At 67.7% G+C, this 9,784-nt stretch carries 11 protein-coding genes; 1 reads left to right on the top strand and 10 read right to left on the bottom strand.

Features of this window, described 5'->3' with window-relative positions; genetic code table 11:
• The 10 genes from AC6LKG_RS25925 to AC6LKG_RS25880 form a co-directional block, all read right to left on the bottom strand.
• Positions 1 to 239, bottom strand: a 239-nt coding sequence (locus tag AC6LKG_RS25925) for a hypothetical protein (protein WP_498169756.1), incomplete at its 3' end; no start/stop codon positions are given.
• Between the two features lie 224 nt (positions 240 to 463).
• On the bottom strand, positions 464 to 850 hold the full coding sequence (locus AC6LKG_RS25920) for a RidA family protein (protein WP_498169754.1): 387 nt from the start codon (positions 848 to 850) through the stop codon (positions 464 to 466).
• Positions 847 to 2,010, bottom strand: a complete 1,164-nt coding sequence (locus AC6LKG_RS25915; protein ID WP_498169752.1) for an NAD(P)/FAD-dependent oxidoreductase — start codon at positions 2,008 to 2,010, stop codon at positions 847 to 849. The genes AC6LKG_RS25920 and AC6LKG_RS25915 overlap by 4 nt, the downstream gene beginning before the upstream one ends.
• A gap of 9 nt (positions 2,011 to 2,019) precedes the next feature.
• Positions 2,020 to 3,462: an FAD/NAD(P)-dependent oxidoreductase gene (locus AC6LKG_RS25910; protein WP_498169750.1), complete on the bottom strand. Its 1,443-nt coding sequence runs from the start codon at positions 3,460 to 3,462 to the stop codon at positions 2,020 to 2,022.
• Positions 3,459 to 3,767 carry a (2Fe-2S)-binding protein gene (locus AC6LKG_RS25905; RefSeq protein WP_498169748.1) on the bottom strand — a complete coding sequence of 103 codons (309 nt, stop codon included), beginning with the start codon at positions 3,765 to 3,767 and terminating at the stop codon, positions 3,459 to 3,461. Before AC6LKG_RS25905 ends, AC6LKG_RS25910 begins: the two co-directional genes overlap by 4 nt.
• Positions 3,751 to 4,908, bottom strand: a complete 1,158-nt coding sequence (locus AC6LKG_RS25900; RefSeq protein ID WP_498169746.1) for an NAD(P)/FAD-dependent oxidoreductase — start codon at positions 4,906 to 4,908, stop codon at positions 3,751 to 3,753. Before AC6LKG_RS25900 ends, AC6LKG_RS25905 begins: the two co-directional genes overlap by 17 nt.
• Positions 4,908 to 5,708, bottom strand: coding sequence for an ABC transporter permease (locus AC6LKG_RS25895; RefSeq protein WP_498169745.1), 801 nt, complete (start codon positions 5,706 to 5,708; stop codon positions 4,908 to 4,910). Before AC6LKG_RS25895 ends, AC6LKG_RS25900 begins: the two co-directional genes overlap by 1 nt.
• 1 nt (position 5,709) lies before the next feature.
• Positions 5,710 to 6,576 carry an ABC transporter permease gene (locus tag AC6LKG_RS25890; RefSeq protein WP_498169743.1) on the bottom strand — a complete coding sequence of 289 codons (867 nt, stop codon included), beginning with the start codon at positions 6,574 to 6,576 and terminating at the stop codon, positions 5,710 to 5,712.
• The gene (locus tag AC6LKG_RS25885) at positions 6,573 to 7,628 is read right to left on the bottom strand and encodes an ABC transporter ATP-binding protein (protein ID WP_498169741.1); all 1,056 of its coding nucleotides are present in this window, start codon (positions 7,626 to 7,628) and stop codon (positions 6,573 to 6,575) included. The genes AC6LKG_RS25890 and AC6LKG_RS25885 overlap by 4 nt, the downstream gene beginning before the upstream one ends.
• A 55-nt stretch (positions 7,629 to 7,683) precedes the next feature.
• Complete coding sequence (locus tag AC6LKG_RS25880) at positions 7,684 to 8,715, bottom strand: ABC transporter substrate-binding protein (protein WP_498169738.1); 1,032 nt, start codon at positions 8,713 to 8,715, stop codon at positions 7,684 to 7,686.
• Between the two features lie 234 nt (positions 8,716 to 8,949).
• Here AC6LKG_RS25880 and AC6LKG_RS25875 point away from each other — a divergent pair, with 234 nt between their 5' ends.
• Entirely contained in the window at positions 8,950 to 9,747 is a 798-nt protein-coding gene (locus AC6LKG_RS25875; RefSeq protein ID WP_498169736.1) for a GntR family transcriptional regulator, read from the top strand.
• The last annotated feature ends 37 nt before the right edge of the window (positions 9,748 to 9,784 follow it).

Below are 9,784 nucleotides of genomic sequence, written 5' to 3'. Positions count from 1 at the left end.
TCGATTTCCTGTTCCTGGCGGCGCTGGATGTCGCTGGCGCGCGCGGCGGCGTCCGCGGGCAGGGGTTGCGCGGCCAGGGGTGGCGCAGGGATCAGCAAGGCGACGAACGAAACGCACAGCGCCAGGCTGGCGGCACCGCGCGCGGTGGCCCGCTTGCGACGCCACCATCCCCGCTGCGAACCATGCAGGTTGCAGCAAGAGGCCTCGACATTGCGAATGAAACCCTGACCGGCTGGCACGCTACGAATTCCCGTCGGCCGAACGCGCCGGCCGATTCAAACACTTCCTTTTCAACGCGCCGATTATCAACAGCGAGGAAGCGCAAAACCGGGAAAATGCATCGCGGGATGACGAAATAAGGCGTGTCCGAGGCCGGACCTTGCCTTCACCCGCCGCTGTCAGCGGTTGCGACGGGGTACCACCGGAATGATCCGGCAGCGCGCTGCCGGATCATTGTGGCCGATCAGGCTTCCGACACCGGCCCGCCGACATAGCCCGGCCGTTTGGCGGCCGTGACGATGATCTCCACCAGCAGATCGGGCGAGGCCAGCCTGGCCTCGCAGGTCGCGCGCGTCGGCAATGCGTTGGCCGGCGCCCATTCGGCCCAGACCTGGTTCATGCCGGCGAAATCGCGTTCGATGTCCTTGAGCCAGATCTGCACCGACAGCAGCCGGGTCTTGTCCGAATCGGCCCGCGCCAGGTAGCCGTCGATCTTGGCCAGCGCGTCGCGCGTCTGCGCGACGATGCCGCCTTCGGCCGACGAGGTCACGCCTGCCACGTACACGGTATCGCCGTGAATCACGATGCGGCTCAGGCGCTCGTTGGAATCCTTGCGCACGATGTCAGTCATGGGTGCTGCTCCTTGGTGGTGGATGCCGGCGCGTCCGCGGCGCCGGTGAAACGATCGATGGCGAACGGCGCGATCGGCAGATCGGTCGCGCCGGTGGTGATCAGGTCGGCCATGATACGGCCGACGATCGGCCCCAACTCGAAACCGTGGGCAGAGAAACCAAAGGCGTGAAAGGCGCTATCGTGGCGGCCGCTGCGGCCGATCACCGGGATCTCGTCGGGCATGGCGGCCTCGATGCCGGCCCAGCCGCGGTTGACGATGGCGTGCCGCATGTGCGGGAACAGATCGCAGACGGTGCGCGCGCCTTCGGCCAGCGAACGGAAATCCAGCTCGGTCCATTCGGCATCGCGGTCGACCCAGGCGCGGCGGCCGCCGCCGATCAGCACCGTGCCGTTGGCGCGTTGCTTGAACGACAGCGGCCGGCCGGTGCCCAGCACCACCGCATCCAGGAAATGATCCATGCGCAGCGTCACCAGCATCATCGGGCTGATGGCGGCCAGCGGCACCGGTTCGCCCCATTCGGCGGCGATGCGGTCGGCCCAGGCGCCGGCGCAATTGAGTACCTGCGGCGCGGTATAGGTGCCGGCGTCGGTCTCGACCCGCCACTGTCCCTGCTCATGCGCGCTGCGCAGCACCCGCACGCCCTCCAGGAATCGAGCGCCCAGGCTGGCAGCCTTGCGCCGGAACGCCAGCGTGGTGCGGTAGGGATCGGCGGCGGCATCCTCGCGCGCGATCAGGCCGCCCTGCACAGTGGGCGCCAGCGCGGGGATCATGGCCCGCAGTGCATCGCGGTCGATCCACTGTTCGTGCGTATAGCCATGCTGTTGCATGGTGGCCAGGCGCGCGCGCAGCGCCGCCACGTCGGCCTCGTTCTCGGCCACGCGCACCTGTCCGTGCTGCTCGAAACCGCAATTGTCATCGACCAGTTCACCAATGCGATACCAGAGATCGCGCGATGCCAGCGCCAGCGGCACTTCGGCCAGATGCCGCGCCAGGGTGCGCACACCGCCCGCGTTCACGCCCGAGGCGTGGCGGCCGACGTAGTTCTTTTCGATCACCAGCGCCTGCACGCCGGCGCGCGCCAGGTGCAGCGCCGCCGAGCTGCCATGCAGGCCGCCGCCGATGATGATGACGGCGGCCGAGCGCGAAGCGTCCGTCATGGCGGGCTCCTATTTCTTCAGGCGCACCACCGCCTGGCGCGACTCGTCGGTCTGCGGCAACGAGGCCAGTTCGCCCAGCGTCAGCGGCTTGGTGGGGAAGCGCAGGCGGTAGTAGCCCACGTCGGCCACCGGCACGCCGCGCTCTTCGGCGATGATCTCCGACACCGTCAGGCCGCAAAAGCGGCCCTGGCACGGCCCCATGCCGCAGCGCAGGAAAGCCTTCATCTGGTTCGGGCCGCTGCAACCGAGTTTGACGGTGTCGCGCACCTGCGCGGCGGTCACTTCCTCGCAGCGGCAGACGATGGTGTCGCCAGTGGGACGGCGGAAGGTCTCGGGCGCCTTGTACAGGGCGTCGAAGAACTCGCGTCCACGCACCGCCCGCGCCAACGCGGCACGGGGCGCCGCGGCCTCGCTGTCGCGCCGCGCCGCGTCGATGCGGCCCAGCAGGTGTGCCGCCCGCAACGCCGTCAGCCGGCCGCGCTGCTCGGCCGCCAACGCGCCGGCAATGCCCGCGCCGTCGCCCGCCATGCCGACACCGTCCACGGAAGTCAGGCCCCATTCGTCCACGTCCGGTTCCCAGCAATCCAACGCCGCGTTCCAGCGGTGCTCGGCGCCAATGGCGCGCGACAGGTTGACGTTGGGCACCACCCCCTGATGCAGCATCAACTGTTGCGCCGGCAGCGTCCTGGTGACGCCGCCGGCGGTGTAGCGCACGCTTTCCAGCTTGTCCTGCCCCAACGCTTCCAGCGCCGTCACGCCCTTGATGATGGGTATCGCCGCCTTGACCGCGCGCAGCAGCGATACTCCTTTGCCCAGATACGGCGAGCGCAGGAAGTCCCACACTTTCGGCAATGCCTGGCGCAGGCGCCCGGGCGGCGTGGTTTCGAGCAGCGCATCGACTTTCACGCCGGCGTTCAGGTATTGCCAGGCCACCAGGTACAGCAACGGCCCGCAGCCGGCCAGCACGGTACGGTCGGCCGGCACCACGCCCGCCGACTTCAGCAGGATCTGCGCCGCGCCGGCGGTGATGACGCCGGGCAGGGTCCAGCCCGGGATCGGGAAAGGGCGTTCCTGCGCGCCGGTGGCCAGCAGCAGGCGCCGCGCATGCAGGATGCGCGCCTCGCCCGCCACCGAATAGGCCACTTCAAAGCCGCGTTGCGGCTCGGGCGCGGTGCGCTCGGCCACCGCCCACACCGTCGCGCCCGGCAGATAGCGCGCGCCCGACTGGCGGAACGGCTCGACCAGGGAAGCGCCATGCCAGTAATCCGGCCCCAGCACCGTGCGGTCGGTCACCGGCGTGGTGGTAATGGCGCGGTAGATCTGGCCGCCCGGCGCGGGTTGCTCATCCAGCAGCACCGTGTCCACGCCCAGCCGCGCGGCCGTGGTGGCGGCGGCCAGCCCGGCGGGGCCCGCGCCCACCACCAGCAAATCGCATTGCGTCGTCTCGATCATGCCTGCACCTTGCGCGCGCCCAGTTGGCGCTCGATCTTCATGCCTTCGCGCACGGCCGTCATGCAGCCCTGCTGGTTGGCCTGGCCATCGATCGTGACCAGGCAGTCGTAGCACACGCCCATCATGCAATAGGGTCCGCGCGGCACCTCGCCCACCGCGGTATCGCGACAGGCCTGCACGCCGCCGGCGAACAATGCCGCCGCCACGCTGTCGCCGGCGCGGCATTGCAGTTCGGCGCCGTTGACCGTCACGCGCACCGGCGCGCCCTGCGCCTGGCGCTGCGCCTCGTCAAGCCTCTTGAACATGGAACCTCCGGGTCGAGAAGGGCGCCATGTCGTCGGCCAACCGGCCGGCGGCGATCATGGGCGCCAGTTTGAGCGCGTGCGCGGCGGCCAGGGTCACGCCGCTGTGACAGGTGGCGACGAAGGCGCCCGGGCACGTTTCGGATTGCTGGTAGATGGGAAAGCCATCCTGCGACATGACGCGCAGCGCGGCCCAGCTACGCACCACGCGTACCTCGCGCAGCGCCGGCAGCGTGCGCACGGCGCGGTCGGCCAGCGTGCCCAGAATGGGCAGGCCCACGTGGTTGTCCACATAGCCGGCTTCTTCCTGTGAATCGCCGATCAGCCAGGTCCCTTCGTCGGTCTGGCGCAGCGTGGACAACGGCGTCTCGAGCAGACGGCGGGTGCGCTCCAGCACCACGATCTGGCCGCGTTGCGGCCGCACCGGCACCGCCAGGCCGACCTGTTCGCCCAGTGCCTTGTTGGACAGGCCGCCGGCCAATACCACTTGGCGCGCGCGCAGCGCGCCGGCCGGGGTGGCGATCTCGAACACGCCATCGCGGCGCTGGATACGCAGCGCCGGACGGCGCGGCAGGTAATCCACAACGCGCTGTGCAAAACTCATATGCAACGCGCGCAGCAATTTGAGCGGATTGGCGATGCCATCGACCGGCGTCCAGGTGGCGCCGCGCACGTCGGGGCCAATGCCGGGCACCAGGTCGGCCACCTCATTGCGGTCCAGCAGCTTCCAGTCGTACTGCGCCATGCCCGGCTGCGCCAGCAGGGTGCGCATGAAGTTGGCGCGCGCCTGCATTTCCTCGTCGCTCAGCAGCACGTGCAGCCCGCCGCGCTGCTCCAGGTGCACGTCCACGCCGGTCTCGTCGTACAGGTCGGCCGCCAGTTGCGGCCAGGCGCCAGCCGAGGTCATGGTCCATACCCCGTAGCGCGGCAAGCCCATGCCCTTGCTCTGCACCCACACCAGTCCGAAGTTGCCGCGCGAGGCGCGATAGGCCACGTCGCCCTCGTCCAGCACCGCAACGTGGTCGAGCACGCGGCGCAGCCCGTAGGCCAGCGCGGAACCGACCAGGCCTCCGCCGATCACCACGGCATCGTAGATGCCGCGATGCGCTGGCGCGCGCGGCGCCAGTTGTTTCTCGTCCGTCATTAGCGTCCCTTTCCGACAAACAGCTTTTCCAGACCCACGAAACGGTCCAGGATGAAGATGGCGATGATGGTCACGTAGATCAGCACGGCGGACACTGCCGTCACCAGCGGGTCGATGGTGTCCTCGATATGCAGGAAGATGCGCACCGGCAGCGTGGTGGTGGACGGCGAGGCAATGAAGATCGACATGGTCAGCTCGTCGAAACTGGTGATGAACGCGATCACCCAGCCGCTGACCACGCCCGGCAGCAGCAGCGGCAGCACCACGCGCCGGAAGGCGGTCCAGTTCGACGCGCCAAGCGACTGCGCCGCGCGCTCCAGCGCCGGATCGATGCCGGTCGCAGATGCCAGCACCAGGCGCAGCGCATAGGGCATGATGAGGATCACGTGCGCCACCACCAGCCCCACATAGGTGCCCGCCAGATCGACGGTGGTGAAGAACTTCAGGAAGGCCAGCCCCAGCACCACATGCGGGATCATCAGCGGCGACAGGAAAAAGGCCACCAGCGCTTCGCGGCCGCGAAAGCGGTTGCGCGCCAGCGCCAGCGCGCTCGGCACCGCCAGCGTGATCGCCAGGCTCGCCGACAACGCGCCCAGCCCCAGGCTGAACCAGAACGCCTCGATGAAGCGGGGGTTGTCGAGAATGGCGCGGAACCAGCGCAGCGACAGGCCGCCGCTGGGCAGCGAGATAAAGCCTTCGGAGGTGAACGCCACCGCGCACACCATCACGATGGGCGCCAGGATGAACAGAATGAACAAAGTGTGGAACAGCAGGCCGATGGGGCCATTGCGGAAGTTCATGTCAGGCCCCCGACGGATTGAAGACCGCGCCGTAGCGGCGCTCGATCAACCGGTTGGCCGACAGCAGCACCACCACGGTCGCCACCAGCAGCACCACGGCGAGCGCTGCGCCCAGGGGCCAGTTGAGCGTATTCAGGAACTCGTCGTAGGCGGCGGTGGCCACGTTCTTCAGGCGCCGGCCGCCGATGATGGCGGGCGTGGCGAAGGAACTGGCGGCCATCGCGAACACCATGATAGACCCCGACAGGATGCCGGGCATGACCTGCGGCACGATCACGCGCCGGATCACCGTGAACTGACTGGCGCCCAGCGACAGCGCGGCGGCCTCGGTCGACGGATTGATCCGCTGCAGCGACGCCCACACCGAGATCACCATGAACGGCACCAGCACGTGCGTCAGTGCGATGCCCACGCCCAGGTTGCTGTACATCAGGTCGATCGGCGTGGCGATCAGGCCGATGCCCATCAGCCCCTGGTTGATCAGGCCGGTGGAGCCGAACAGCAGCGCCCAGCCCAGCGTGCGCACCACCACCGAGATCAGCAGCGGTCCCAGCACCACCATCAGGAACAGGCCTTTCCATGGATTGGCCATGCGCGACAGCACATAGGCCTCGGCCGTGCCCAGCACCAGGCACGCCACCGTCACCAGCGCGGCCACGCCGAAGGTGCGGGCGTAGATCTCGTAGTAGTAGCCGTCGCTGAAAATCTCGAAGTAGTTCTTCCAGGTGAAGGTGGCCTGTATGCCGCCGTAGAACTGGAAGTCGAAGAAACTGATCAACACCACCAGCGCCATCGGCACCACCAGGAAGGTGGCGTAGACGGCCAGCGCCGGCGCGCTCAACAGCCAGGGGTTGGTGCGCGCGCTCATGGCGTGGGCTCCTGGCCGGCCACGGCGCACATGTCCTGCGCGCGCCAGCGCAGATGTACGGTTTGGCCTTCGGCGGGCACCGGCACGCCGTCGTTCTGGCGGATCACCAGCACTTCGCCAACCGAGGTATCGACCTGGCACAGCCAGTGGTTGCCCTGGAAGACGCGCGTCTTCATGCGGCCGGGCAGGGCACAGGCGCCCGCCTCGGCGAACAGGATTTTCTCGGGCCGCACGATCACCGCGCCCTGTGGCACAGGCTGGCCTTCCATGGGAATGTGGGCCTCGCCGATGCGCGCGCGCACCTCGTCCGCATAGGTTTGCGGCGTCGGCGTGAAAACGTTGGCCTTGCCCAGGAACCCGCCGACAAAGCGGCTCGTCGGGGCTTCGTAGGCGGCGAATGGTTCGGCCACCTGCTCGACCCGCCCCTGGTTCATCACCACCACCCGGTCCGACAGGGCCAGCGCTTCGGATTGGTCGTGCGTCACCAGAATGGTGGTGGTGCCGACGGTGCGCTGGATGCTGCGCAGTTCCAGTTGCATCTCCTCGCGCAGCTTGGCGTCCAGGTTCGACAGCGGCTCGTCCAGCAGCAGCACGCTGGGCCGGATCACCAACGCGCGCGCCAGCGCCACGCGCTGCTGCTGGCCGCCCGACATGCGCGCCGGATGGCGGTCGGCCAGATGCGACAGGCCCACCAGCTTGAGCGCCTCGGCCACCCGCGCCTGCCGCTCGTCCTTGCCGACGCGCTGCATCTCCAGGCCGAATGACACATTCTCGGCCGCGGTCATGTGGGGAAACAATGCGTAGTTCTGGAACACCATGCCCAGCCCGCGCTTGTTGGCCGGCGTGCGGCTGACGTCCTTGCCGTCCAGCACGATGCTGCCGCCGCTGGGTTCGACGAACCCGGCGATCATCTGCAGGGTGGTGGTCTTGCCGCAACCAGACGGCCCCAGCAGCGAGATGAACTCGCCGCGCTCGACCGACAGGCTCAGATCCTCCACCGCCGTCAGGTCGCCGTAGCGCTTGGACAGGCGGTTCAATACGAGATAGCTCATGGATGCTCCCGCTGGCGGCGCGCCCGCGCCGCCGTTGCGTGCTGGTGTACGAACTTCAACGCTCGATTTCGCGCGTCCAGCGCTTGTTCCAGTCTTCGCGGTTCTGGTTGACCGTGTCCCAGTCGATCACGATCAGGTCATCGGCGCGCTTGCCGATCGGCAGCGGCACGCGCGGATCGTCGGCCACCTTGGCCTGCTTGTTGACGGGACCATAGCCATAGGCGCTGGCCAACTGCTCCTGCACTTTCGGGCTGACCAGGTAGTTCACGAAGGCCTGCGCCAGCGGATTGGCATTGGCCTTGGCCACCGGACACACCGACGACAGCAGCGCATAGGCGCCTTCGCGCGGATAGACGAAGCCCACCGGGAAGCCGGTGTCGGCGAATGCCTTGACGCGCCCGCTGCCCCATACGGCGATGGCGGCTTGCCCGCTGGAGAACAGTTCCGTCATCTTGCCGGGGGAAGGTTCGTAGACCAGCACGTTGGGGCCGATCTCGTCCTTGAAGGCCTTGAAGCCAGGATCTATCTTCTTTTCGCCGCCGCCGCCTTCGCGGGCGAATTCCACCAGCGCGTGCAGGCCATAGGTGTTGTTCAGCGGCGGCACCACCAGCAGTTTCTTGTACTTGGGGTCCTTCAGGTCCTTCCATGAGGTGGGCGGCGCCCACTTGCGCTCTTCGAAGACCTTCTTGTTGTACATGATGCCGGTGGCGACGATGCCGATGGCCACTGCCTTGTCGCCCTTGTAGCGTGCCGTGCCGTAGAGATCGTTGGCCGGCAGGCCCTGGATCGGCGCGCAGAAGCCGAGCGCGATGGCCTGGTACATGGGGCCGTCGTCGATGATGGCCACGTCGATCTGCTGGTTGCTTTTCTGCGCCTGCAGGCGCGCCACCGTGTTGGTGGAGTTGCCCGCCACATAGTCCAGCTCGACGCCGTGCTGCTTGGCGAAGGGCGGGAAGATGTCTTTGCGCATGATGTCTTCGAACGAGCCGCCGTAGCCGGCGACCACCAGTTTCTGCTGCGCCTGCGCGTTGGCGCACACACCGACGGCCACCGTGGCCGCCGTCAGGACTGCGAGTACCTTGCCCATGAAAACCCCCGTTTATTGGAAGAGAACTGCAAGAACTGCCGGTGCTGCCTGAATCCGGGGATGGACTCGCCGCTGAAAAAAATGCGGCCCCGCTTGCCCCGCGACCTCATGTCCGCCGTACAATTTGTCCGTACATGAATGTCCGGACAAATAATGGATCCGCAGAGACTGTCTTGTCAATCGGTTATTGTCCGGACAAACCCCGATAGAAATAGGACAAAAAAGGAGCCAACCATGACCCGATCCTCCGACCGCGCGCCCGATCCGGCCGCCGCGCGCGAGGCCCGCGGCCAGGCCGCGGCGCCGGACGACGAGGCCGGCGGTCCGCGCTACAAGAGCATCTACCAGCAGTTGGCGCGCGACATCGGCAGCGGCCGCTATCCGGTCATGACGTTGCTGCCGACCGAGCACGAACTGTGCGACCAGTTCGGCGCCAGCCGCCATACGATCCGCGAAGCCATCCGCATGCTGACGGTGGCCGGCATGGTGTCGCGCCGTCCCGGCGTGGGCACGCGGGTCGAGACCGCCCACGCCAGCACGCGCTTCACGCAGCGCATTTCACAGTTCCCGGATCTGCTGCAATACGCGCGCAATGCGGCGCTGCTGGTGCAGGAGGTGCGCACGGTCAAGCTGACCAAGCGCCTGGCCGAGACGCTCGGGACCGAGGCCGGCCATTCATGGCTGCATATCAATTCCATCAAGACGCTGGGCGACCAGGACACGCCGGTCGCGTGCACGCTGATCTACGCCGACCCCGCACACTCGGACCTGCGCGCAGACATCCAGCCGCGCATTTCGCTGCTGCGGCTGATCGAAGACCATTTCGGCAACCGCATCCACGAGGTCAACCAGGAGTTCTCGGCCACGCCGATCGCCGCGGGCATCGCCCGCCAGCTGCACGTCGAGCCGCAGACGGCGGGCTTTGTCATCACGCGCCGCTACTACGGCGGCGGCGGGGTGCTGCTGCTGGCCACCATCACCACGTTCCCGCACGACAAGATGAAGTATTCGATGTCGCTCAACGTGGCCTGACGGGCGGGCCGGCGGGGGGTGCTGGTGGCTGCGTTTT

Source organism: Achromobacter sp. 46006, from assembly GCF_059761975.1.
Note: the sequence above shows the minus strand (reverse complement) of the source record. Positions and strands in the feature narration are given on the sequence as shown.

Bases quoted from the DNA above. Each gene is read 5' to 3' on its own strand.
- AC6LKG_RS25920 (WP_498169754.1), bottom strand. From the start codon at position 850: ATGACTGACATCGTGCGCAAGGATTCCAACGAGCGCCTGAGCCGCATC.
- AC6LKG_RS25915 (WP_498169752.1), bottom strand. From the start codon at position 2,010: ATGACGGACGCTTCGCGCTCGGCCGCCGTCATCATCATCGGCGGCGGC.
- AC6LKG_RS25910 (WP_498169750.1), bottom strand. From the start codon at position 3,462: ATGATCGAGACGACGCAATGCGATTTGCTGGTGGTGGGCGCGGGCCCC.
- AC6LKG_RS25905 (WP_498169748.1), bottom strand. From the start codon at position 3,767: ATGTTCAAGAGGCTTGACGAGGCGCAGCGCCAGGCGCAGGGCGCGCCG.
- AC6LKG_RS25900 (WP_498169746.1), bottom strand. From the start codon at position 4,908: ATGACGGACGAGAAACAACTGGCGCCGCGCGCGCCAGCGCATCGCGGC.
- AC6LKG_RS25895 (WP_498169745.1), bottom strand. From the start codon at position 5,708: ATGAACTTCCGCAATGGCCCCATCGGCCTGCTGTTCCACACTTTGTTC.
- AC6LKG_RS25890 (WP_498169743.1), bottom strand. From the start codon at position 6,576: ATGAGCGCGCGCACCAACCCCTGGCTGTTGAGCGCGCCGGCGCTGGCC.
- AC6LKG_RS25885 (WP_498169741.1), bottom strand. From the start codon at position 7,628: ATGAGCTATCTCGTATTGAACCGCCTGTCCAAGCGCTACGGCGACCTG.
- AC6LKG_RS25880 (WP_498169738.1), bottom strand. From the start codon at position 8,715: ATGGGCAAGGTACTCGCAGTCCTGACGGCGGCCACGGTGGCCGTCGGT.
- AC6LKG_RS25875 (WP_498169736.1), top strand. From the start codon at position 8,950: ATGACCCGATCCTCCGACCGCGCGCCCGATCCGGCCGCCGCGCGCGAG.